Origin of the sequence: Kitasatospora sp. NPDC057500, assembly GCF_042802195.1 — a bacterium.
Lineage (GTDB): Bacteria > Actinomycetota > Actinomycetes > Streptomycetales > Streptomycetaceae > Kitasatospora.
Genome location: NZ_JBHVER010000065.1, coordinates 13125 through 35925 on the forward strand (window position 1 = coordinate 13125; position 22801 = coordinate 35925).

Consider the following 22801-nt stretch of genomic DNA (forward strand, 5'->3'; position numbering starts at 1 on the left):
AACGGACTTGATTGGACGTCATATATCGAGCAGCGACGCCGCGTTGTCGTGGCAGACCGCGCGCAGCCACTCCTCCCCCGGCCCGAGCCGGTCCAGGGCTTCCAGCTGATGCCCGTACGGGTAAGGGATGTCGGGTGAAGTCACTGCCGAGCAGGCTGCGGTCGCCCGGCGCCCGCAGCCGGGGCAGTTCGGCGCGCGGGAACGGGGCGGTCGACTCGGCGATCGGACCCGGGCCGGTGCCTGCCGGGGACCGGGCCGGAGCCGTCGACCAGGGGCGGCCGGTCAGCGGGCCGGCGGCGTCGAAGGACGCCCGCACCTTGTCCAGGACGTTCTGCGGCATGGTGGGCCCCTCCTGCCCGATGGCGGGCAGGAGGGAGGGCGTGGACGTCGATGAGGCCGGGCAGGCCGAGGTACTCCCAGAAGGCCCGCACCCCGGCCGCCCCGGCCGCCGGCCCTGGGGTGCTCATACGGCGGGCACCGGCCGGGCACGGTCGATGATCGCCGCGACGTCCGGGCCCGGCGGCAGGGTGCCGAAGGCCGCTCCGTGGTCGCCGCCGAGCCGGGAGGCGCAGAACGCGTCGGCCACCGCCGGGTCGCCGTGGCGGACGAGCAGCGAGCCCTGGAAGGCCAGCGCCATCGCCTCCACCAGCCGGCGGGTGCGGTACTCCAGCTGGTCGAGGTCGGTGAGCTGCTTGCGCAGGCCCGCGACGGCCGCGTCCAGCCGGCGGTCGGCGCCCGCCGCGGCGTCCAGCTCCCCGAGGAAGGCCTCGACGGTCTCCGGGTGCTTGGCCATCGCCCGCAGCGCGTCCAGGGCGGCGACGTTGCCGGAGCCCTCCCAGATGGAGACCAGCGGAGCCTCGCGGTAGAGCCGGGGCATGCCGGACTCCTCGACGTAGCCGTTGCCGCCCAGGCACTCCAGGGCCTCGGCGGCGTGCGCCGGGCCGCGCTTGCAGACCCAGTACTTGGCGACGGCCAGGCCGAGCCGGCGCACCAGCGCCTCCTGGGCGTCCCCGGCGAGCGCGGCGTCGGTGGCCTGGGCGAGCCGCATCGCCACCGTGGTGGCCGCCTCGGACTCGACGACCAGGTCGGCGAGCACATTGCGCATCAGCGGCTGGTCGACCAGCGCCTTGCCGAAGGCGCGGCGGTGCAGCGCGTGCTGGACGGCCCGGGTGGCGCCGAGCCGCATGCCCGAGGCGGCGCCGATGGTGCAGTCCAGCCGGGTCGTGTTGACCATCTCGATGATGGTCCGCACGCCCCGGCCCTCCTCGCCGACCAGGAGGCCGTACGCCTCGTCGTACTCGATCTCGGCGGAGGCGTTGGACTTGTTGCCCAGCTTGTCCTTGAGCCGTTGCAGCCGAAGCCGGTTGCGGGTGCCGTCCGGCAGGACGCGCGGCAGCAGGAAGCAGCTGAGGCCGCCGGGTGCCTGGGCGAGGGTGAGGAAGAGGTCGGACATCGGAGCCGAGGTGAACCACTTGTGCCCGGTCAGCCGGTAGCCGCCGTCCGGCTGCGGGACGGCGGTGGTGGTGTTGGTGCGGACGTCGGAGCCGCCCTGCTTCTCGGTCATCGACATGCCGGCGATCAGCCCGCGCTTGCCGTGCGGCTCGCGCAGCCCGAAGTCGTACTCGGTGGCGGCCAGCAGCGGCTCGAACTCGGCGGCCAGGCCGGGGGTGGCGCGCAGCGCGGGGACGGCGGCGTAGGTCATCGAGACGGGGCAGGTGTGGCCGGCCTCGACCTGGCCCCAGACGAAGAACTTGGCGGCGCGGGCGGTGTGCGCGCCCGGGCGGTCGTCCCGCCAGGGCGCGGCGTGCAGCCCGTGGCCGACGGCGGTGCGCATCAGCTCGTGCCAGTACGGGTGGAACTCGACCTCGTCGATCCGGTGGCCGAAGCGGTCGTGGGTGCGCAGCACCGGCGGGTTCTCGTTGGCCAGCCGGCCCCACTCGGCGGCCTGCTCGGAGCCGGCCAGCCGGCCGAGCTCGTGCAGTTCGGGTTCGGCCCAGCCCGCGCCGGCCCGGTGCAGGGCGGCGAGCAGCGCGGGGTCGGCGGCGGTGTCGTGCCCGTACGGGAGCGGGACCTGGTTGGTGACCTCATGCGTCGCTGTCATCGCGTGCTCCAAGAGCTCGGAGGGTGAAGGTGACCAGGGCGGGGACCACGGCGTCGGAGGCGGCCCCGGGGGCGGGCGGGGGTACCGCGGCGAGCGGGCCGGTGAGCGCCTCGGCGGTCGCCCCGACGATCGCGGCGGCGGTCAGCTGCGGCTCCTGGGGCGGCAGTTGGCCGGCGGCGAGGGCGGCGGTGATCTCGGCGGCGAGCACGTCGCGGAAGGTGCGGCGGAACACCAGGCGTTCGGCGTCCACCACGGTGTCGGCCGGTTCGACCAGCAGGGCGTGGGCGAGCCGGGGGGCGCGCAGGGCGCGGGCGGCGAAGGTCTCGACGACGGCCGCGATCCGCTCCCGGGGGGTGTCGTGGCGGGCGACGGCCTCGTGCACGGCGGCGACCTCCCGGGTGACCACCCGGCGGAAGAGCTCCACGGAGAGGTCGGCCTTGTTCGCGAAGTGCCGGTACATCGAGCCGGTGGCGATCCCGGCCCGCTCGGCGACCGCGGCCATGCTGCAACCGCCGTAGCCGCGCTCGGCGAGCAGGCCGACCGCGGCCTGGAGCACCGCCTCGCGCTGGGCGTCCAGGCGGGCTTGCACGGCGGGGGTGCGTCGGTAGGCCATGAAAGAATTGAAGCACTGATTCACTGCTTCGGGGAAGGGGTGTGCGGGCCCGTCGCACGGCGAAGGGCCGCCCGGCGGCGGGCGGCCCTTCGTCGTGGTCGTACCGGTGGAGCGGACTACAGCCGGACGCGGTCCAGCTTCAGCCCCGCCTCGTCCAGCGGACCGATCGGCGGCACCTGGTACCGGCCGGTCAGCGCGTTGGCGGCGGCGTCACCGAGGCCGGCCCACTCCAGCACCTTGGCGGTGGCCGCCGCGGACTCGGCGGCCGGCAGCCGGGAGATGTTCGCGCCGTGGTTGCCACCGGGCACGGTGTAGACGTAGCTGTCCTCGCTGCCCCGGCCGAGGCGGAACGGCTCGGCGCCCCACGGGTCGTTCTGGCCGTAGACGTAGATGATCCGCTCGGCGGAGTGGCGCACCCAGCGGTCGATGTCGCGCATGGCGGACGGGTCGAACCGCATCGGGATGCTGCGCGGCACGTAGCTGCGCGGCGCGTACAGCTCCTTGTAGTCGTAGCGCAGCAGGCCCTTGAGGTGCGAGACGTCGAAGGCGGGCGAGCCCAGCTCGGTGCCGGCCTGGTAGTAGTACGCGGTGTACCCGGCGAGCGCCTGGTCGCTGTTGCCGGTGATGCCGACCTGCGCGTCCAGCCAGGCGTACAGCGCGTCGTCGGTGCCGGCGGTGCCCGGGACGTTCACGCAGTCGGCCTCCAGGCTGTACTGCCAGAACGCCCAGACCGAGTCCAGCACGGCGAGCTCGTAGGCCCGGTCGGCGCTGCCGATGGTGGTGAAGGCGGAGCCGGCGGCGGCGTTGTCGGCGGCGTAGCGGGCCCCCAGCCGGTCGCGGCGGGCCAGCAGCTCACGCTGGGTGGCGGTCAGTGCGGCGCGGCACTCGGGGGTGCCGACGTTCCGGAAGAACCGGCTGTACGCGGAGTCCTCGCGGTCGTCGACGTCGTTCGGCGCGACGTAGGCGATGGTGCCGTCCACGTCGTCCGGGAAGAAGCGGCGGTGGTAGGTGGAGGACATGCCGCCCTTGGAGCCGCCGGTGGAGAGCCACTCCTGCTGGTAGATCCGCTTCAGCGCGGTGATCAGCCGGTGGGCGTCGGTGGCCGCCTGCTTGATGCCGGCCTTGGACCAGTCGGCGGGCTCGGGCCGGGACGGCGTGAAGAAGCGGTACTCGATGGAGACCTGGTTGCCGTCGACCAGCCGGGCCGGCTCGGTGCGGGTGGGCGCGGTGCGCAGCGCGTAGCCGTTGGTGAAGAAGACGGTCGGCCGGTCGTAGCCGCGGTGCAGCACGCTGAGCCGCTGCTGGAAGCTGCCCAGCCAGGGGCGGTTGTGGTCGACCGGCTGGGTGTAGGTGAGCAGGAAGAAGCGGTGGCCGGTGGTGGTGGGCTGCTCCTCGGTGACGGTCAGGCCGCGGATCGCCGCCAGGCGGTCCTTGATGTCGGCCGACGGGTCGTCGGCGGCCGACGCGGCTCCGGGCGCCTCCGTCCCGGCGGCGAGGGCCGTCGGGGCGAGGCCGAGGCCCAGCAGCGGTATCAGCAGAACGGCGACCAGCAGTCTTCTGATCGTGGTGGTCATCAACTCTCCATCGGTTCAACGGAACTGGGCGGTACCGTGGTCCGTACCACTCTCCGGCAGCCGGCACGCGGCCGCCGGGCGGACCGGCCGTCCGGTAGACGGCCGAATGGGCCACCCGCCGGTCGCGGATGACCCATCAGGGACGAAAGTGCTGGTCAGGGGCGCGGCAGGGTGCAGTCGGCCTTCGTCAGGTCGAGCCTGTTCCCGGTGCTGAAGCAGCCGGGGATGGTGTACGTCTGCTGGGCGTACCCGATGCCCGGACGGACGGTCACCGCGCCGTTCTGGTCCACCTCGCACGGGTTGTTCAGGGTGCAGCGCTGGCCGCTCTCGTTGATCGTGTTGTTCACCGCGACGACCTGGCCGCTGGTGGCGTCCACGACCGGCGAGCCGGAGGTGCCGCCGATGACGTTGCAGGTGGAGGTGTAGCGGAGGGAGTCCTTGAAGGTCCAGTCCGCTTCCTTCAGGCGGTAGGCGAAGCCGTCGGCCGAGCAGGAGTAGATCCGCTTCCAGTACCCGGAGACGACCTTGATCGAGGTGCCCTGGACGGGGTGGGTGGCCGCGACCGTCAGCGGGGCGATGCCGTAGCGCGACTGGATCGCGGCGTAGGTCGTGTTCAGCTGGTAGATCGACACGTCGGTGTCGGTCATGGTGCCGTAGAGCAGCTTGTTGGCGCGCAGCGTGCCGAGCGATCCGCCGCTCGCGTTCAGCAGGGTGAAGCTGCGGCTGGAGGCCTGGTTGACGACCACCTGGCCGGGGCCGGGCATGCCGTTCTCCAGGCAGTGGCCGTTGGAGAGCACCAGCGCCGGGTCGTTGGCGGTGGAGGCGGGGAGCCGGACGAGCGAGCCGGAACAGTTGCTGAGGGCCACGGTGCCGGCGAAGGTGACGGCGGCGACCTTGCCGGCCTGCGCCGATTCGGCGGCGCCGGCCGCGGTGGTCGTGGTGGCGGTCGCGGCCGGGGCTCCGGCGAGGGCGGTCGCCCCGGCGGTGAGGAGCGCGGCCAGCGTGCCTATGAGCGGCTTCTTCATGAGAGACCTCTCGGTGTGGGGGGTGCCCCAAAGCTGGCGCGGACATGACGCCCTGTCAAGGGATCGAACGCCGAACGGAGATCCGGACACCGTGTTCCGGACACCGTGTTCCGGCCGCCGGACCCCGGTACTGTGGCCCGAACGGCAGGGACGACCACCTGGGGGGCTGACATGGCGGGCGACAACCACACGGACGGCACGCGAGGGGGCGGGACCGCGGGGCGGCTGCTCGCCGTGAGCGACCTGCACGTCTCGTACCAGCAGAACCGCGACCTGGTCGAACAGCTGCGGCCCGGCTCGCCGGACGACTGGCTGATCGTGGCCGGCGACGTGGCCGAGTCCACCACCACCATCCGCTGGGCCCTCGGCCTGCTCGCCGAACGGTTCGCCAAGGTCATCTGGGCCCCCGGCAACCACGAGCTGTGGACCCACCCCAACGACCCGGTCCAGCTGCGCGGCGTCGAACGCTACGAGCACCTGCTGGGCATCTGCGCCGAGCTCGGCGTGGTCACCCCCGAGGACCCCTACCCGGTGTGGACCGGCGCGGGCGGGCCGGTCGCCGTCGCCCCGCTGTTCCTGCTGTACGACTACTCCTTCCGGGCACCCGGCACCACCACCAAGGAGGAGTCGCTGGCCGCCGCCTTCGCCTCCGGCATCGTCTGCGCGGACGAGCGCTTCCTGCACCCGGACCCGTTCCCGGACCGCGACACCTGGTGCCGCGAGCGCGTCCGGCTGACCGAGAAGCGGCTCACCGAGCACGACCCCGAACTGCCGCTGGTGCTGGTCAACCACTACCCGCTGGTCCGGCAGCCCACCGAGGTCCTCTGGTACCCCGAGTTCGCCCAGTGGTGCGGCACCGAGCTGACCGCGGACTGGCACCGCCGGTTCAACACCGCCACGATGATCTACGGGCACCTGCACATCCCCCGGCGCACCAGCTACGACGGCGTCCCGTTCGAGGAGGTCTCGCTCGGCTACCCGCGCGAGTGGGGCAAGCGCGGCCTGCCGGACCCGCTGCTGCGCGAGGTCTTCCCGGGCGCCTGACCGGCGCGGACGCGAACGGCGCGCCGGGGGCTCCCGCGCGCGCCGTCCGCTGTCCGCCGTCCGCCGTCTCCCGCTGCCCGGGGGCCGCTACTCGGGGCGGGCGACCGCCACCGTCAGCCCCCCGTCCGACACCTCCGCGACGAGGGTGTCCCCCTCCCGCACGGTGCCGTCCAGCAGCAGGTTGGAGATCCGGTTGTCCAGCTCCTGCTGGATCGTCCGCCGCAGCGGCCGGGCCCCGAACTCCGGCTGGTAGCCGCGGTTCACCAGCCACTCCTTCGCCCCCTCCGTCACCTCCAGCCCGATGTCCTGCGCCTTGAGGCGGCGCCGGGAGCGGTCCAGCAGCAGGTCCACCACCTGGAGCAGGTCCTTGCGGGTGAGCGCGTGGAAGACGATCACCTCGTCGATCCGGTTGAGGAACTCCGGCCGGAACCGCCCGCGCAGGTCCCGCATCAGATCCTCTCTGATCTCGCCGACGTCGCCCGCGTGGTCGAGGATCCGCTGCGAGCCGATGTTGCTCGTCATGATCACCACGGTGTTGCGGAAGTCGACGGTGCGGCCCTGCGCGTCCGTCAGCCGGCCGTCGTCCAGCACCTGGAGCAGCAGGTTGAAGACGTCCGGGTGGGCCTTCTCCACCTCGTCGAACAGCAGCACGCTGTACGGCTTGCGGCGCACCGCCTCGGTGAGCTGGCCCGCCTCGTCGTAGCCGACGTACCCGGGGGGGGAGCCGACCAGCCGGGAGACGGTGTGCTTCTCCTGGAACTCGCTCATGTCGAAGCGGATCATCCGGTCCGGGTCGCCGAACAGCAGCGCGGCCAGCGCCTTGGCGAGTTCGGTCTTGCCGACCCCGGTCGGGCCGAGGAACAGGAACGAGCCGGTCGGCCGGTCCGGGTCCCCCATCCCCGCCCGGCCGCGCCGCACCGCCTGGGCGACCGCCGTGACCGCCTGGTCCTGGCCGATCACCTTCTCGTGCAGGTGCTCCTCCAGCCTCAGCAGCCGCTCGCGCTCGGTCGCGTTCAGTTCGGCGACCGGGATGCCGGTGCGGCTGGAGAGCACCTGGGCGATGTCCTGCGCGGTGACCGCCACGACCTCCTCGCGGGACTCGGCGATCGCGGCCAGCTCGTCCTCGGTCTGCCGCAGCTCGGTCTTCAGATTGGCGGCCCGGACGAACTCCTCGTCCGCCACCGCCTCCTCCAGCTCGCGGCGCAGCTTGGTGATCCGGTCCTGGACCGGCATCGCGAGCGTGGAACCGCTCAGGCTGCGCAGCCGCACCCGGGCGCCGGCCTGGTCCAGCAGGTCGATCGCCTTGTCCGGCAGGAAGCGGTCGCTGACGTAGCGGTCGGAGAGCGCGGCGGCCGCGTCCAGCGCCTCGTCGGTGAACCGCACCTGGTGGTGCGCCTCGTAGGCGTCGCGCAGGCCCTGGAGGATCTCGACCGTCTCCTCGACGCTCGGCTCCGGCACCAGCACCGGCTGGAAGCGGCGCTCCAGCGCGGCGTCCTTCTCGACGTGCTTGCGGTACTCGTCCAGGGTGGTCGCGCCGACCACGCTCAGCTCGCCGCGGGCCAGTGCCGGCTTGAGGATGTTGCCCGCGTCCATCGACCCCTCGCCGCCACTGCCCGCGCCGACCACGGTGTGCAGCTCGTCGAGGAAGAGGATCACGCTCTGCTCGGCCGCCGTGACCTCGTCGATCACGCTCTTCAGCCGCTCCTCGAACTCGCCCCGGTACTTGGACCCGGCCACCAGCGCGGTGAGGTCCAGCGTGACGACCCGCTTCTCCTTGAGGCTCTGCGGGACGTCCCCGGAGACGATCCGCTGCGCCAGGCCCTCCACGATCGCCGTCTTGCCGACCCCCGGCTCGCCGATCAGCACCGGGTTGTTCTTGGTGCGGCGGGAGAGGATCTCGACGGTCTGCTCGATCTCCTCGGCCCGGCCGACCACCGGGTCCAGCCGGCCCGCCCTGGCCTCCTCGGTGAGGTCGCGGCCGTACTCGTCCAGCGTCGGCGTCGAGCTCTGCCGGTCCCCGCCCTGGCTCCGCTCGCCGCGCTCACCGCGTTCACCGCGCTCGCCGCGCTCACCGCCGAGGACGCTGCGCAGCGTCTCCTGCGAGGGCGCGACATTGCGCAACGCCGCCCCCGCCCCCGACCGCTCCTCCTCCAGCAGCGCGCCGAGGATGTGCTCCGGCCCGATGTACGAGGCCCCGGCCCCCTGCGACCGGGCGTGCGCGGCCAGCAGCGCCCGCTTCGCGGCCGGCGTCAACGCGGGCCGCCCGTCCACCGCCGGCGCCCCCTCCTCACCCCCGGCCGGCAGGACCTTCCCCAGGTCCTCCGCCAACCGGTCCGGATCGATCCCCGCCCGCTCCAGCATCCGCCGCGACGGCTCCACCCGGGTGGCCGCCCACGCCAGGTGCGCGGTGTCGAGATCACTGCTCCCGTCCCCGGCGGCCCGCTGAGCGGCCGTGGCGAGCAGCTCCTGCGCCGACTCACTCAGCAGCCGCCCGATCGGCACCCGCTGCACGGCGGGCGGCGACGCCAGCGGGCTCATCCCGAAGAACCGGCTGAGCAGATCGGAGAAAGGGTCATTTGAACCGAACGGCGGCACGGACACGGAGGCTCACCTCTCCCAAACGGTTAGCGCCACACAAACACACCCCACCACCCCCCCCCCCCCAAGCGCCGCCACCCGGACCGCCCCGACGTCAGGCAGTGAGAACGCCCGCGAGAGACTCCCCATTCGCACATACGTCCTGTCTGTCGAGCGGAACGGAGCCCAGTACGTGCCCACGCCCAGCGCACCCTCGTCCCAGAGCGGACAGCCTGCAGCAGCCTTCGACGCACTGCCCGGTGTCGACCTCCAACTCGACGCGCTCTATCCGGGCGGCATCAAGAAGAACATCGCGGATGAGCCGATCAGCAAGCTCATCCAGGGAGTGGGCAACCGGGGCGGTTTCCGGATGTCCCGGTCGCCGATGACGAAAGCGGCCAGCCTGGCGGTCCTCTACACCACCGGTCGGCAGCCCGACTGGCCGGACGCCCTCGATCCGCAGACCGGAACGTTCACCTACTACGGCGACAACAGGAAGCCGGGCCACGAACTCCACGAGACGTCGCGAGGCGGCAACCTCCTGCTCCGGAATGTCTTCGCCGCCTCCCACGCAGGCCCCGGAGAACGGCGCCGAATACCGCCGTTCCTGCTGTTCGAGAAAGCCGGCCCCACCGGCTACGACGTCCGGTTCCGCGGCCTGCTCGCGCCTGGCGGCCCGTCCCTCACCTCAGACGACGAACTCGCCGCCATCTGGCGGACGACCGGTGGCCAGCGCTTCCAGAACTACCGTGCCCGGTTCACTGTGCTGGACCAGGCCGTCATCCCACGCACGTGGATCCAGCACCTCATCAAGGGCGGCGACCCCTTGGAGGGCGGCTGCCCCGTTGTATGGCACACCTGGGTCGAAACCCGCTCCTACATTCCGCTCACCGCACCGACCACGACCGCCATCCGCAGCCCAGAGGCACAGCTTCCGTCCGACCCTGAGTCCTGGGAGGTGCTGGCAGCAATCCGTGAGCACTTCCGCGGCCGCGAACACGAATTCGAGCCGTGCGCGGTGGAGCTGTGGCGCCTCCTCGCACCGGCAACCGGCCAGGTCGAAGTGACCCGCAGAAGCCGAGATGGCGGGCGCGACGCCGTAGGCCAGTACCACCTCGGTCCTCCAGCGGATCGGATCGCCATCGACTTCGCCCTTGAGGCCAAGTGCAAGTCGCCGGACCAGTCAGTCGGCGTCAAGGAAGGAAGCCGACTGATCTCGCGCCTGCGCCACCGGAACTTCGGGGTCCTCGTGACGACGTCGTATTTCAACCAGCAGATGCAGCAGGAGATCCGTGACGATCAGCACCCTGTCGTCCTGATCTGCGGCCGCGACATCGTCGACCTCCTACGCCAGCACGGCTACACATCCAAGGCAGCAGTCGAAGCATGGCTGGCCCAGCGATACCCCGCCCCACCGTCCGCTCCGTCGCCAAAGCACAGCCCGGCTAGCTAAGGCTCCGAAACGATCAAGGGCCAGTTCGGGAGGATCATGCCTCCGAACTGGCCCTTCTCTGCTGGTGGGCGCGGACGGTTTCGAACCGCCGACATCTGCTTTGTAAGAGCAGCGCTCTACCGCTGAGCTACGCGCCCCCGGTCGTGTGGGCCCGGTTCGGGCGCACGACGAATGCTTAGGGTACCTGGTCCGGGGGGCGGTGTGGTGCAGGTGGTCGGGGGGCGGGGTGGGTGGGGTGCCGGTGGGGCGGGGTGATCGGGAAGAATGGGCGGTGGATCAACGGTCGCGAACCAGGGAGCGCGCAGTGAGGGTGGCCGGCGGAGGCGGGCGGGGGCGGCGGTGGCCGGGGAGCGCGGTGGCCGAGGCGCTGTTGCTGCCGCTGGTCGTCGCGGGTGCGCTGGGGGCCGCGGGGGCGGCGTCGTTCGGAGCCGGTGGGGGCTGGTTCGGGCGGCGCGGCGGGGACGGCATGCGGGCGGACGCCCGGGCGGCGCGGGATGCGGCGCAGCAGGCTTTCTACGACGTGGACTCCACCCAGCGCGAGGCGCGGCTGGCGGTGGAGACGGTGCGCTCCGCCGGGGACAGCGCGACGGCGCGGCGGGCGGTGGCGGACTTCGAGGCGATCTCCGGCCGGGTCGACCAGGTGACCGTGAACTACCTGACCGCCCTCGACGCGCACGACCTGGACGCGGAGGACCTGGAGTCAGGGACGGCCGCCCGCGCCAAGCACCAGCTGGACGACGTGAAGGGGCAGCTCGGGTCGGCGCTCGCGGAGCTGAACGACTTCCTGCGCAAGCTGCAGCCGGCCCTGGAGCGGGCCGAGCAGCAGCTGATGCGGGTGACCCCGGCGATCGAGCAGGCCAAGCGGGCGCTGCTGGCCGCCAGCAACGCGTTGGACGCCGCGCGCGGCGCCGGGCTGCGGGCGGACGAGCTGGCGGTGCGGCTGGCCGAGCTGGCGCCGGAGCTGGGGCGGCTGAACGAGGGCGTGGCGCAGCACGGTGTGCCGGGGACGCTGGAGCGCGCGGACCGGGTGCGCGAGCGCGCGGAGGCGGTCGCGGCGGAGGCCGGGCAACTGCCGGAGCGGGCCCGGGAGATCGACCGCCGGGTGGCCAGCCTGCGGACCAGGATCCAGGCGCTGGAAACGAAGGCCGCGACGGTGGAGCCGGCGCTGAGCGAGCTGCGCCGGCGGTTCACCACCGCGTGCTGGCAGGACCTGCAGCGGGTGCCGGACCAGGTCGCGGAGACGCGGCAGGCCGCCGAGGGCAAGCTCGCCGAGGCCGCCCGGGCCCGGGACGAGCAGCGCTGGGCGGACGCCACCGGCGCGCTGGGGACGGTGCGGGCGCTGCTGGAGACGGCGGACGGGTCGGTGGTCGCGGTGAACGAGCGGCTGCGGCAGCTGAACGAGGTGCAGATCGACCCCAACAGGGAGGTCGAGCGCGCCCGGTTCGCCCTGCGGGACGCCCAGCGGCTCGCGATGGCCGGGCGGCACGCGCCGGATCCGCGGCACGCGGGGCCGCTGGACGCGGCGGTGGCCCGGCTGGACCGCGCGGTGGCGGAGCTGGAGTCGGCCGGGCGGCACCCGGACTACTGGCGGTTCCTGACCGAGCTGGCGGCGGTGCGGGAGACGGCGGCCGACGTGGTGGAGCTGATCCGCGGCGAGCTGGGCGGCGGAACGAGGTAGCGGGCCGGACAGCGGGCCGGACAGCGGGCGGCGGCGCGGATACGCTGGCGGGCATGCCTCGTTACGACTTCCGCTGCCGCGCCTGTGGCGCCACCTTCGAGCTGCGCCGTCCGATGGCGCAGGCCAACGACCCCGCCGTCTGCCCGCAGGGCCACCCGGACACCGTGAAGCTGCTGTCGACCGTCGCCGTCACCGGTGCGGCCTCCGCCGCCGGCGCCCCGCAGCAGGCCCCGTCGGCCGGTGGCGGCGGGGGCTGCTGCGGCGGCGGGTGCTGCGGCTAGGAGGGCGCCAGGAGAGCTCCAGGAAGGCGCTAGGACTAGGACACCCGGACGGCCTCGGCGGCGGGCTCGACGGCCTCGCCGCGCACCCGGGCCAGGAAGCGGCGGACGATCTCCTCGCCCGCCGCCACGCCCACCTCGTCCAGCGCGGTGACGCCGGGCGCCGTCCACCCGGTGTCGGCCAGCTCGCCGTGGCCGGGCCGCCAGGCGGCGTCGGCGGCGCGCAGCAGGTCGGCGTCGAGCAGCGAGTCCCCGGCGGAGAGCACCGTCGCCCCGCCGACCCGCCGCACGACCTCGGCGAGCGCCGCGCTCTTGCTGAGCGGCGCCGGCACCGCGTACACCTTGCGCCCCTGGAGCGAGACGGTCCACCCGCGCTCCGCGCACCAGCCGGTGAGCTCCGCGAGCCAGCCCTGCGGCAGTTCGGCGCGCTCGACGACCAGGTAGGCGAACAGCTCGTCGGCGACCCGCCGCTTGTGCGTCCACTCGGGGTCGGCGCAGAGCGCCAGGTGCTCGACCACCTCGGCCAGCGGCGCCGCCCCGCCGGCCAGCCGGGCGGCCATCTCGTCCTGCCAGTCGGCGTCCGGCACGCCGTCGACGAGCAGCCGCCCGCCGTTGGCGCAGATGGCGTACGGCGGGACCCAGCCGGGTGTCGGGCCCGGGAGGTTGACCCGCTCGTACTGGGCCCGGGTGCGGGTGGTGGCGGGGACGAGCACCGCCTCGCGGGCGAGTTCGACGAGCAGTTCGGCGGCCTCCTCGGTCATGAAGGAGAGCGCCTTGCCGTCGTGCACCTCGACCGAGAGCAGCCGCGGCGCGAGCCGGTCCGGCACGTCGAGGGCGAGGGCGCGGTTGGAGTAGATCAGGGTGCGGTCGAGGTCGCTCGCGACGACGAAACGGCCCGCGGCGCCGCCGTTCATGCCACCGCTCAGGTAACCAGTCATCGGGCTCAGGACTCCTTCACCAGGACGGCCGTGCCGGAGGCGCCGGTCGCCCCACGGGTGTAGCGGGGGTGGATGAGGCCGACGCAGGAGTACGGCAGGTCGTCCACCTCCTCGACCGGGACCCCCCGCTGGGCGGCGAGCAGCCGGACGTGGTCGAGGTCGGCGCCCGCGCCGCGCCGGGCCAGCACCCGCCAGGGGACGCGGCGCAGCATGACCCGGGTGGTCTCGCCGACGCCGGGCTTGACCAGGTTGACGTTGTCGATGCCGAACTCGGCGCTGATCCGCTCGACGGCGGCCCAGCCGGCCCAGTCGGGGGCGCGCTCGGCGGCGTGCTCGGGGGCGAGGAAGCGCCCGGCGGCCGCGACGGCCTCGGCCCGGACGTCCGCGAAGTGGTCGGCGACGGTGTCCAGGAAGGCGCCGGAGACGTCCGCGCCGGCCAGTTCGGTGTAGTGCTTGGCGCCGTGGAAGTCGTCCGGGCCGATCAGGTCGGCGCGCAGCACGGTGCGCGAGACCAGGCCGGAGACGGTCGAGTTGAGGCAGGCGGAGGGGATCAGGAAGTCGTCCCGGGTGCCGAAGGTGGCCACGCAGCGGCCGGGGTCGGCGAGGACGGCGAGGCCGGGGTCGAAGCCCGTGCCGGCGAGCGCCTCGGCGAGTTCCCGGGTGATCGCGCCCTTGCCGGTCCAGCCGTCGACGAACACCACGTCGGCGGCCCGGTGGCGGGCGTCCAGGTAGCGCAGGGCGACCGGGTCGATGCCGCGGCCGCGGACGATGGAGACGGCGTAGTGCGGGGCGTCGACGCCGTGCCCGGCGGCGAGCCAGCGGCGGATCAGGATGCCGACCGGCGTGCCGGCGCGGGCCAGCGAGGCGAGCACCAGGCCCGGGCCGCGTTCGCGCAGCAGGGTCTCGGCGACGGTGCCGACGGCGAGCGCGATCCGCCGGGCGGAGGCCCGCAGCGCCTGGTGGAACAGCTCCTGGTACTCGGGGCTCGGCTGGTACTCGACCGGCAGCGACTCGGCGTAGTGGGCGCCGCCGCTCTGCACGGCCTCCTCGCGCTCCTCGGTGGGCGCCTCCAGGGCGACGCCGGAGAGGTCCTTGAGCAGCCAGCCCACCTCGTCGGCGCGGTAGGAGGAGAACTCCGGGCCGTACAGCGGCCGCGGCAGCGCGGCGGCGGGCCGGTGGGACGGCAGCACGGCGAGCACCACCCGGTCGGTGACCTGTCGCAGCTGGCCGAGCAGGGCCCGCTCGCCCCGGTGCAGGGCGGGGGTGTCGGCGACGTCGTCGACGACCAGCACCACGGTGGCGAAGCGGCGGGCCGGGTCGGCGCCGGGGGCGACGTTGTAGGCGTAGCGCTCGCGCGAGGAGTCGTCGGCCGGGTCGTCGTGGGCGGGGAAGGCCAGCCGGGTGCGGATGGCGTAGCCGGGGTCGTCGACGGCGAGGACGGGCGAGCGGGTGGTGGTCGAGCTGTGGACGCGGTCGGCGCCGCCGGGCAGCCGCTCGGCGAGGGCGCCGGCGAGGCGCAGCGGGGCGTACATCAGCTCCTCGAAGCCGAGCACCAGCACCCGCCCGCCGCCGTCCCCGTCGCCCCCGTCACCCTCGTGGCCCTCGCCGACGCCGACGGCCTCCGCCAGCTGCTCCGCCAGCGCGGGCAGCGCCGCCTCCAGCCGTACCCGGTGCTCCGGGGTGAAGCCGTGCCGCCCGCCGTCGGGCAGCCCCGCGGGCCAGGCCAGGTCGACCCGCACCAGCGGCGCCGCCGGGGTAGCCGGGTCCGCCGGGGTAGCCGGGTCCGCCGGGGTAGCCGGGACGGAAGGAACGGACGGGGCCGCCGGGACGACCACCGGCCCGGCCTCGGCGATCAGCCGCTCGGCCCGCTCCAGGATGTCCGCGGGCAGGTCGACGCCGCCGCCGGCCAGCGCCACCAGGTCCAGCCGGACCCCGAGTTCGGCGGCGGTGTCGGCGAGCCGCTTCCGGTCCGCGGCGCCGCGCAGGTCGACCAGCGCGACCACCACGTAGTGCTCGCGCGGGTGCCGGGCGTGCAGGGTGCGGATGGTGTTGAGCACGGTGGTGCCGGTGGAGAACTCGTCGTCCACCAGCACGAGCGGCCCGTCGCCGGCCAGCAGCCCGGGGTCGGCGGGCAGCAGCAGGTGGGAGGTGGCGTGCGAGTGCTCCTCCTCGAACCCGCCGAGCGGGGCGATCCCGGGCACCGGGCGGCGGGTGGAGTGCAGGTAGGGGGCGTCCAGCCCGTCGGCGACGCTGTGGCCGAGGCCGGTGGCGGTCTCCGCGTAGCCGAGCACGACGGCGCGTTCGAGGGCCTGCCCGTCGAGCGGGCCGAGCAGCTCGCGGACCCGGCGGCCGAGTTCGAGGCCGGCGCCGTGCACCACGGCGGGGCGCTGCGGGACGTGCTTGCCGAGCACGGTGGAGACCAGCAGGTGGGCGCGCTTGCGGTTCTCCCGCAGGGCGAGGCCGACCAGTTCGGGGAGGCGCTCGGAGCCGGTCAGCGTGACGCCGGCCCGCTCGGTCACCCAGCGGCCGGTCCACTCCTGCTCGTCGGCGCGCTCCTGCGCTCCGGTGCGCGCCTGCTCTGCTGCTGTCACGAAGGGGTCCTGCTTTCGGTGGTGCGGTGCGGTGGGCAAACGGTCGGAGGAGGGCCGTCTCAGCGGCAGAGGCAGGCCGCCAGCAGCTCCGCGAAGCTGACGTCCTCGCGGGCCACCCCGAACACCTCGGCGCGCAGCATCACCCGCTCCGCCCAGGCCCGGTGCGGCTTGGCCTCGTTCATCTTGTTGGTGTACGCCGAGCGCAGCACCCCGCCCCCGCCGCGCTCCTGCTGGAGGATGTCGCGGGCGTCGCTGTACTCCTCGTGCGTGACGACGGAGAGCGCGTGCACCGCGGGCACATGGCTGGGGTGGATGCAGGTCTTTCCCAACAGGCCGTTGGCGCGGTCGAGTTCGATCTCGCGGATCAGCCCGTCGAGGTCGTGCTCGATGATCCGCCGGCGGACCGCCTCGCGCGAGGGCTCGGCCTCGGCGAACGGGGTGCGGCGCAGCTGCGGCTTGAACATCCGCTCCTGGACCGGGAAGTACTCCCAGACCGGTCCGGTGACGGTGAACCCGGTGCCGTCGGCGCGGCCGAGCACGTTGACCACGTCGCCGATCACCGAGGCGACCAGGGCGACGTCGTACGCGGTCAGGTCGGGCGAGCGGCGCAGGCCGTAGGCGGAGCAGAGGTCGGTGACGCCGAGGCGGACGGCGAGGACGCGCTCGCGGTGCTTGTCGAGCAGCCGGGCTATCCCGAACAGCTGCTCGCGGCGGGTCTCCAGGTGGGCGAGCTCGGGGGACTCCAGGACCGGCATGGCGAACAGCCGGTGCCCGCTCGCCGTCCCGGCCGCGGCGAGCGCCTCCAGGAAGTCCCCGCCGGTCTCCTCGGTGAACTTGGGCAGCACGAAGCCGGTGAGCACGCCGATCGCCGGTCCGAGTCGCTCGGCGAGGTCGGTGAGCTGGGCGGCGGTCCGCACTCTGATGAAGAGGAGGGGAAGATCCTGTGTGCAACCGGTGGAGGCTTCGGTCGCGTCGGCACCCTCCGTGACCTCCGCCCACAGCTCGCCGAGCCGGGCCACCAGATTGGCCTCGGCGTCCGGCACCTCGTGGTCGGCGATGGCGTCCTCCAGGCAGAGGACCATCGAGACAACGCCCTGGGCGGCCTGCTTGCGGATGTCGGCGCGCAGGGTGGGCCGGGTGGCCGGACTGTAGAGCGTGGCGCCCAGCGCGGTGGCCAGCACGGCCGGGTCGCCGTCCGGGGTGAACTCGCCCGGCGCCGCGAGAAAGAGCCGGTCGCGGACGTCGTCCGCGAGGTGGCCGAAGTGGCGCAAGGTGCTCTCCTCAGGAGTTCGGCCGCCGGTCCGGCGGAGGCGGGGAGGGGCGGTGAGGAGCCCCGGTGCTACACCCGGTTCAACCGGCTCGACGGCCCTGGTGGTTCCCGGCCCGGATCCCGCCGGTCACCGTCGACCGGCCTGCGAGGCCCCCGCCCGCCCATCGTACGGACGGCTCCGGGCGCGCGCCGGTTCCGCAATGGCGAATTCTCGGAAGGTTACCCTCCACTTCACAAACCGCAAGCATTGGCAAAGTCCCACCACGACGCCTCCCCCGGTCACGTTGTCCGAAGGGGTGGCGAACAGGCAGGATGGTCGGCTATGACGCACGTGATGGCCAAGGGCGCCAACATCGCACTGCCGGTGGCGGCGGTCCGCGCCGTGCTGCGCTGGAGCGCCACGCCCGGTGCGCCGGACGTGGACGCCTCCGCACTGCTGCTCGGCCCGGGCGGCAAGGTCCGTTCGGATGCCGACTTCGTCTTCTACAACCAGCCGCGCCATCCGTCCGGCCTGGTGCGCCACCTGCCCAAGCAGCAGACCGCCGGCGGCGGCGAGATCACCGACACCGTCGAGGCCGAACTCGCCAAGCTGCCGGCCGACGTCGACCGGGTGGTGCTGGCCGGGTCCTCCGAGGGCGGATCGTTCCGCGCGGTGGGCGGGCTGCGCCTGCAGCTGTTCGACGCCGCGGCCGGCGACGGGGCACCGCCCCTGGCCGAGTTCGCGATGGCCGACGGGGACGAGGTCACCGCGCTGGTCGCGGGCGAGCTCTACCGCCGGGCGGGCACCTGGAAGTTCCGCGCCGTCGGCCAGGGGTACGCCTCCGGGCTGATCGGCCTGGCCACCGACTTCGGCATCACCGTCGAGGACGAGGGCGCCGCGTCCGCCCCGGCCCAGGCCGGGCCGCCCGCCACCCCGGCCGCGGACCCGCGGACCGCGCTGCCCGACCCCCGGCCGGCCGGCCGCCCCGAGCCCGGCACCTTCACCCTGGCCCCGGCCGTCCCGCAGCCGCAGGCCGCCGCCCAGGGCGCCCCGGCGCCGGTCGGCGTCCCGGTCAACACGCCCCCGCCGCCGCCCAACCCGCCGACGGTGCCGCCGAACGTCCCGCCGGCCCCGAACACGCCGCCGGCCGGCCAGCCCGGTTACGGCTACCCGCCGCCGAACACCGCGCCCCGGCCCCCGCAGCAGGGCGGCTACGGCCACCCCCAGCAGGCCGGCTACGGCTACCCCCAGCCGCAGCCCCAGCCCCAGCCCCCGGGATACGACCACCCGCAGCAGCAGGGCGGCTACGGCTACCCGCCGCCGAACACCGCGCCCCCCGCGCCGCAGCCGACGCCCGCCGCCGAGGAGTTCGCGCTGCCCCCACAGGGCCCGCAGTTCCAGCCGCGCTAGGCCCGCGCCGGCCCGCCGCGGCAACCACCACCGCCGCCGCAACCGCCCCCGGAGCCCCCGCCCAGACGGCCGCCGGGCCGGGGCTCACTCCGCCTTGTACCCGCGCTGCCACTGCATCCCGAAGCCGTACAGCCGGTCGAGGTCCGCCTGGAACCCGTTCACGTAGCGCACCTCGCGCCGCACCGTGAGCGTGTTGTCCCCGGAGTTCTCGATCAGCACCACCGCGCAGGACCGCGCCGCCGGGGCCCGCTCCTCCAGCTTGACCTCGATCCGCGGCCCGGACTGCGGCACGATCGTCACCACCGCGTTGGCCTGCTCGAACGCCGGCGTGCCGTCGTAGATGTACACGAACACCAGCAGCCGCTTGAACTGGTCCTTCTTCTCCAGGTTGATGTACATCGTCTCGCCGGACGGCGCACCGTACTGGTCGTCGCCGCTGAGCTTGACGTACGGCGGGTGCTGGAGGTCCCCGAGGAGGCCGCCCAGCGGCTGCACCACACCCCGCTTGCCGTCCGTCAACTCGTACATGCAGGCCAGGTCGAGGTCGACGTTGTGCTGGGCGCTCTGGCCGGCGTCCGGCTCCATCGGCCTGAGGATGCGCGGGTTGAAGAGCCGTCGCACGGTATCCCGGGCGGACGCCCGCGGCGCCCCCGTCCGGGTGGTCCAGTGCAGGTTGACGTAGAGGTAGCCGGTGGTCGCCGCCGCACCGGTGATCGCGTGCTGCGGCGACGACTTGGTCAGGGTGACCTTGAACTGGCCGCCCGTGTCGAGGGTGTTCCGCTCCCCGCGCAGGTACTCCCAAATCGAGGCCATGCCGTCCTCCCCCAGCCCCGCCAGTCGCTCTGGCGGTCCGCCGCTCCATGATCGGGCATCAACCCGCCCGCCGGGTACCCGAACTCCCCTACCCACCGCCGCTGCGCGGACACCGCCCGGACACCGGCGGGTCGATTGGCGGGGCGAAGCCCACCTCCCGTACCATGCGGCCCCTTCGGACGCGATATCGTCTAGCCGCACAGGTGTCCCGCCCGCCCCCTGTCCGGGCGCGCCGGGCCACCCGTCCGACCACGACGCATCGTCAGGCCCGGTCCCGGGGACGGGCCCTGACCACCGTGTCGCACTGTGACCTGTCCCCTGCGGAAACCCGAGGCCCGACCCGCAATGAACCTGACCTCCATACAGCTGGTCTGGACCGTCATCGGCGGCGCAGCCCTGCTGTTCACCGCCATCCTGGTGGCGACGCTGCGCTTCAAGAACAACAACCGGAAGCAGGACGCCGGCGACTCCTGGGAGCGCAGCGAGGAGCGCCGCCGGCGCAAGGAGATGATCTACGGGATCTCCTCCTACGTCCTGCTGTTCTGCTGCGCCGGCGTCGCGGCCGCGCTCTCCTTCCACGGCCTGGTCGGCTTCGGCAAGGAGAACCTCGGCCTGTCGAACGGCTGGGAGTACCTGGTGCCGTTCGGCCTGGACGGCGCGGCGATGTTCTGCTCGGTGCTCGCCGTCCGCGAGGCCAGCCACGGTGACGCGGCGCTCGGCTCGCGCCTGCTGGTCTGGGTGTTCGCGATCGCCTCGGCCTGGTTCAACTGGGTGCACGCCCCGCGCGGCATCTCGCACGACGGCGCCCCGGAGTTCTTCTCCGGCATGTCGATCTCGGCCGCGATCCTCTTCGACCGCGCGCTGAAGCAGACCCGCAAGGCCGCGCTGCGCGAGCAGGGCCTCGTCCCCCGCCCGCTGCCGCAGATCCGCATCGTCCGCTGGCTGCGCGCGCCCCGGGAGACCTACGCCGCCTGGTCGCTGATGCTGCTGGAGAACGTCCGCAGCCTGGACGAGGCGGTCGAGGAGGTGCGCGAGGAGCGCCAGGCCAAGCTGGACGCCAAGATCCGGGCCCGCAGTGCCGACCGCCGCGAGCGCGCCGAGCTGAAGGCCATCTCGCGCCAGTCGGGCGGCATGCTCTCCCGCAACCGCGGCGGTCGCCAGGTGCCCGCCCTCGCTGCCGCCGGAGACGGCCCGAGCGCTACGGAGCCTGCCCTAGCCGCCGGGACCGACGCCCTCTCCACCACCGCCGGCGCCTCCGCGCTGGAGCCCGCCGCGCTCAGCTCCCTGGAGACCGGCCGCCGGACCCGCGGCACCGCCTCCGCCTCGGCCTCCTCCGCTTCCTCGGCCTCCTCGTCGTCCTACCGCAGCAGCTCGGCCATCGACCTGACGCCGGACGACGACACCCTGTCGATGCCCAAGCTGGACTCGCTGGAGCGCAAGCTGCGCGCCATCGAGCAGCAGCTCGGCTGAGCGGCATCCGCCCCGTACGACGCCGAACGGCCGTTCCCCACTCGGGAGGAACGGCCGTTCGGCATTGCCGCGGAGGGTGCCGAGGGACTACTGGGCGCTGCCCACCAGTTCCTTCTCCCCGTCCCCGTCTCCCCCGCCGCCGGTGCCCTCGCGCCGGTTGCGCAGGATCGACGAGCCGAGCGCGAGGGCGATGAAGGCGACGCCGATCAGGCCGGTGACGATCTCCGGGATGTGGTGCTCTATCCCGACCATCAGGATCACCGCGAGCGCGCCGATCGCGTAGTGCGCGCCGTGCTCCAGGTAGACGTAGTCGTCCAGGGTGCCCTTGCGGACCAGGAAGACGGTCAGCGAGCGGATGTACATCGCGCCGATGCCGAGGCCCAGGGTGATCTGGAAGATGTCGTTGGAGATGGCGAACGCGCTGACCACGCCGTCGAAGGAGAAGGACGCGTCCAGCACCTCCAGGTACATGAAGAGGAAGAACGCGGCCTTGCCGCCGACCTGGACGATCGACTTGCCGGCCTTCTCCGCCGCCTCCTCCTTCTCGACCTCCTCCTCCAGCCCCGACTCGAAGACCGAGGCGAGGCCGTTGACGGCGAGGTAGGTGATGAGGCCGAGCACGCCGGCGAGGAGCACCGTCTCGGCGTGGTCACCGGCGAAGAAGTTGGACATGAGCAGCAGCGTCACCAGGGCGACGACGGTGGAGAAGGCCTCCAGCTTGCCGACCTTCTGCAGCGGGCGCTCGATCCAGGCCAGCCAGTTGTAGTCCTTCTCCTCGAAGATGAAGTCGAGGAAGATCATCAGCAGGAAGACGCCGCCGAAGGCGGCGATGGCCGGGTTGGCCTCCTCCAGGTACTGGCCGTAGGTGAGGCCCTCGTACGTCTTGTCGCTGTGCAGCGCGAGGTCGATGACCGTCGCCGGGTTGAGGTGCGCGGTGAGGCCGACGACCAGCAGCGGGAAGATCAGCCGCATACCGAACACGGCGATCAGCACGCCGATGGTCAGGAAGATCTTCTGCCAGTACGGGTTCATCCGCTTCAACACCGTGGCATTGACCACCGCGTTGTCGAACGAGAGGGAGATCTCCAGGATGGAGAGGATCAGCACGACGCCGAATCCCTCGGCTCCCCAGAGCAGGCCGGCGGCGATCAGTCCGAGGATGGTGATCGCGAATGACCAGCCGAATGTGCGGAGGAACACGGGACTTGGTTACCTTTCGGGTTCAGGGCGGGACGATCATGACGATCGCGGCCTTTACTGTACGTTTACGCCGAAATCGAGAGCAATGCCCCGCAGGCCCGACGCGTAGCCCTGGCCCACCGCGCGGAACTTCCACTCGCCCGCGTACCGGTACAGCTCGCCGAAGATCATCGCGGTCTCGCTGGACGCGTCCTCGGAGAGGTCGTAGCGGGCGATCTCCTGGCCGTCCACCGAGTTGACCACCCGGATGTAGGCGTTGCGGACCTGGCCGAAGTTCTGCGACCGGTTCTCGGCGTCGTAGATGGACACCGGGAAGGCGATCTTGTCGACCTGAGCCGGCACCAGGTCCAGGTTGACCAGGACCACCTCGTCGTCGCCGTCGCCGTCACCGGTGAGGTTGTCACCGGTGTGCTCGACCGAGCCCTCGGGGCTCTTGAGGTTGTTGTAGAAGACGAAGTACTCGTCGCCCAGCACCCGGTTGTTCGAGCAGAGCAGGGCACTCGCGTCGAGGTCGAAGGGCGCGCCGGTCGTGGACCGGGCGTCCCAGCCGAGACCGACCTGCACCTGCGTCAGGTTCGGCGCGGCCTTCGTGAGCGAGACGTTGCCGCCCTTGGCGAGCGTGACACTCATGGGCTGTCCTTCCTCCCTTGCCTCCCGGGGCGCATCTCAGGTCTATTCCCCCGCGACCCCGGCCGGCCCCTTCCGGCCGGCTGAACTTTCCTGAACTCCCATCCTTCCAGTGCTGCGGGAACGACGGAACGGCCGGGGCGGCCGCCGACGCCGTCG

The 22801-nt window shown here is 73.1% G+C and carries 17 protein-coding genes, 1 tRNA gene and 1 pseudogene; 6 read left to right on the forward strand and 13 right to left on the reverse strand.

The features are described 5' to 3' along the window. Nucleotides 1-18: 18 nt before the first annotated feature. The 5 genes and pseudogenes from ACFU74_RS16440 to ACFU74_RS16460 form a co-directional block, all read right to left on the reverse strand. Nucleotides 19-220 (reverse strand): annotated as a pseudogene (locus ACFU74_RS16440) (amidohydrolase family protein); the annotation flags it as partial. A 243-nt stretch (nucleotides 221-463) separates the two neighbouring features. After that, on the reverse strand, nucleotides 464-2101 hold the full coding sequence (locus ACFU74_RS16445) for an acyl-CoA dehydrogenase family protein (protein ID WP_380757038.1): 1638 nt from the start codon (nucleotides 2099-2101) through the stop codon (nucleotides 464-466). Further along, on the reverse strand, nucleotides 2085-2714 hold the full coding sequence (locus ACFU74_RS16450; RefSeq protein ID WP_380757040.1) for a TetR/AcrR family transcriptional regulator: 630 nt from the start codon (nucleotides 2712-2714) through the stop codon (nucleotides 2085-2087). Before ACFU74_RS16450 ends, ACFU74_RS16445 begins: the two co-directional genes overlap by 17 nt. A 116-nt stretch (nucleotides 2715-2830) precedes the next feature. Further along, the gene (locus ACFU74_RS16455) at nucleotides 2831-4288 is read right to left on the reverse strand and encodes a S28 family serine protease (RefSeq protein ID WP_380757042.1); all 1458 of its coding nucleotides are present in this window, start codon (nucleotides 4286-4288) and stop codon (nucleotides 2831-2833) included. A 155-nt stretch (nucleotides 4289-4443) separates the two neighbouring features. Then, nucleotides 4444-5313 (reverse strand): serine protease, encoded by an 870-nt coding sequence (locus ACFU74_RS16460; protein ID WP_380757045.1) that lies wholly within the window; start codon nucleotides 5311-5313, stop codon nucleotides 4444-4446. A gap of 171 nt (nucleotides 5314-5484) precedes the next feature. Between ACFU74_RS16460 and ACFU74_RS16465 the strand changes: the two genes are divergently transcribed. After that, nucleotides 5485-6357, forward strand: coding sequence for a metallophosphoesterase family protein (locus tag ACFU74_RS16465; protein ID WP_380757047.1), 873 nt, complete (start codon nucleotides 5485-5487; stop codon nucleotides 6355-6357). Nucleotides 6358-6444: 87 nt separating this feature from the next. Here the strand turns inward: ACFU74_RS16465 and ACFU74_RS16470 are convergent, their stop codons facing one another. Next, complete coding sequence (locus ACFU74_RS16470) at nucleotides 6445-8958, reverse strand: ATP-dependent Clp protease ATP-binding subunit (protein WP_380757050.1); 2514 nt, start codon at nucleotides 8956-8958, stop codon at nucleotides 6445-6447. Nucleotides 8959-9127: 169 nt separating this feature from the next. Here ACFU74_RS16470 and ACFU74_RS16475 point away from each other — a divergent pair, with 169 nt between their 5' ends. Then, a complete protein-coding gene (locus ACFU74_RS16475; protein WP_380757052.1) occupies nucleotides 9128-10387 on the forward strand; it encodes a restriction endonuclease in 1260 nt (419 codons plus the stop codon). Between the two features lie 62 nt (nucleotides 10388-10449). Here ACFU74_RS16475 and ACFU74_RS16480 read toward each other — a convergent pair. Continuing rightward, nucleotides 10450-10524 (reverse strand) — tRNA-Val (locus ACFU74_RS16480). Between the two features lie 218 nt (nucleotides 10525-10742). Here ACFU74_RS16480 and ACFU74_RS16485 point away from each other — a divergent pair. Then, complete coding sequence (locus tag ACFU74_RS16485; RefSeq protein WP_380757054.1) at nucleotides 10743-12065, forward strand: hypothetical protein; 1323 nt, start codon at nucleotides 10743-10745, stop codon at nucleotides 12063-12065. A gap of 53 nt (nucleotides 12066-12118) precedes the next feature. Further along, complete coding sequence (locus tag ACFU74_RS16490) at nucleotides 12119-12346, forward strand: zinc ribbon domain-containing protein (protein WP_380757056.1); 228 nt, start codon at nucleotides 12119-12121, stop codon at nucleotides 12344-12346. Nucleotides 12347-12381: 35 nt separating this feature from the next. Here the strand turns inward: ACFU74_RS16490 and ACFU74_RS16495 are convergent, their stop codons facing one another. From ACFU74_RS16495 to ACFU74_RS16505, 3 genes are read right to left on the reverse strand one after another with little or no spacing between them, the layout of a single operon-like run. Then, nucleotides 12382-13281 carry an HAD family hydrolase gene (locus tag ACFU74_RS16495; protein WP_380757058.1) on the reverse strand — a complete coding sequence of 300 codons (900 nt, stop codon included), beginning with the start codon at nucleotides 13279-13281 and terminating at the stop codon, nucleotides 12382-12384. Between the two features lie 5 nt (nucleotides 13282-13286). Then, a complete protein-coding gene (locus tag ACFU74_RS16500) occupies nucleotides 13287-15872 on the reverse strand; it encodes a phosphoribosyltransferase (RefSeq protein WP_380757060.1) in 2586 nt (861 codons plus the stop codon). A gap of 59 nt (nucleotides 15873-15931) precedes the next feature. After that, nucleotides 15932-17143, reverse strand: coding sequence for an HpcH/HpaI aldolase/citrate lyase family protein (locus ACFU74_RS16505; RefSeq protein ID WP_380757062.1), 1212 nt, complete (start codon nucleotides 17141-17143; stop codon nucleotides 15932-15934). Nucleotides 17144-17464: 321 nt separating this feature from the next. On the opposite strand from ACFU74_RS16505, the gene ACFU74_RS16510 reads away from it, so the two are divergent. Then, entirely contained in the window at nucleotides 17465-18532 is a 1068-nt protein-coding gene (locus ACFU74_RS16510; RefSeq protein ID WP_380757064.1) for a TerD family protein, read from the forward strand. Between the two features lie 84 nt (nucleotides 18533-18616). Here ACFU74_RS16510 and ACFU74_RS16515 read toward each other — a convergent pair whose 3' ends face one another. Further along, entirely contained in the window at nucleotides 18617-19345 is a 729-nt protein-coding gene (locus ACFU74_RS16515) for a Tellurium resistance (protein ID WP_380757066.1), read from the reverse strand. A 345-nt stretch (nucleotides 19346-19690) separates the two neighbouring features. Here ACFU74_RS16515 and ACFU74_RS16520 point away from each other — a divergent pair, with 345 nt between their 5' ends. Next, complete coding sequence (locus ACFU74_RS16520; protein ID WP_380757068.1) at nucleotides 19691-20815, forward strand: DUF2637 domain-containing protein; 1125 nt, start codon at nucleotides 19691-19693, stop codon at nucleotides 20813-20815. 87 nt (nucleotides 20816-20902) lie between these two features. Here ACFU74_RS16520 and ACFU74_RS16525 read toward each other — a convergent pair whose 3' ends face one another. Both ACFU74_RS16525 and ACFU74_RS16530 read right to left on the reverse strand, forming a co-directional pair. Next, the gene (locus ACFU74_RS16525; RefSeq protein WP_380757070.1) at nucleotides 20903-22015 is read right to left on the reverse strand and encodes a DUF475 domain-containing protein; all 1113 of its coding nucleotides are present in this window, start codon (nucleotides 22013-22015) and stop codon (nucleotides 20903-20905) included. Nucleotides 22016-22069: 54 nt separating this feature from the next. Then, nucleotides 22070-22645 (reverse strand): TerD family protein, encoded by a 576-nt coding sequence (locus ACFU74_RS16530; protein WP_380757073.1) that lies wholly within the window; start codon nucleotides 22643-22645, stop codon nucleotides 22070-22072. Nucleotides 22646-22801: the final 156 nt, after the last annotated feature.

What these genes read in the sequence shown, in the direction of transcription:
- ACFU74_RS16495 (WP_380757058.1), bottom strand. Translation starts at nt 13,281, where the DNA reads ATGACTGGTTACCTGAGCGGTGGCATGAACGGCGGCGCCGCGGGCCGT.
- ACFU74_RS16460 (WP_380757045.1), bottom strand. Translation starts at nt 5,313, where the DNA reads ATGAAGAAGCCGCTCATAGGCACGCTGGCCGCGCTCCTCACCGCCGGG.
- ACFU74_RS16530 (WP_380757073.1), bottom strand. Translation starts at nt 22,645, where the DNA reads ATGAGTGTCACGCTCGCCAAGGGCGGCAACGTCTCGCTCACGAAGGCC.
- ACFU74_RS16520 (WP_380757068.1), top strand. Translation starts at nt 19,691, where the DNA reads ATGAACCTGACCTCCATACAGCTGGTCTGGACCGTCATCGGCGGCGCA.
- ACFU74_RS16450 (WP_380757040.1), bottom strand. Translation starts at nt 2,714, where the DNA reads ATGGCCTACCGACGCACCCCCGCCGTGCAAGCCCGCCTGGACGCCCAG.
- ACFU74_RS16465 (WP_380757047.1), top strand. Translation starts at nt 5,485, where the DNA reads ATGGCGGGCGACAACCACACGGACGGCACGCGAGGGGGCGGGACCGCG.
- ACFU74_RS16510 (WP_380757064.1), top strand. Translation starts at nt 17,465, where the DNA reads ATGACGCACGTGATGGCCAAGGGCGCCAACATCGCACTGCCGGTGGCG.
- ACFU74_RS16445 (WP_380757038.1), bottom strand. Translation starts at nt 2,101, where the DNA reads ATGACAGCGACGCATGAGGTCACCAACCAGGTCCCGCTCCCGTACGGG.
- ACFU74_RS16490 (WP_380757056.1), top strand. Translation starts at nt 12,119, where the DNA reads ATGCCTCGTTACGACTTCCGCTGCCGCGCCTGTGGCGCCACCTTCGAG.
- ACFU74_RS16455 (WP_380757042.1), bottom strand. Translation starts at nt 4,288, where the DNA reads ATGACCACCACGATCAGAAGACTGCTGGTCGCCGTTCTGCTGATACCG.
- ACFU74_RS16515 (WP_380757066.1), bottom strand. Translation starts at nt 19,345, where the DNA reads ATGGCCTCGATTTGGGAGTACCTGCGCGGGGAGCGGAACACCCTCGAC.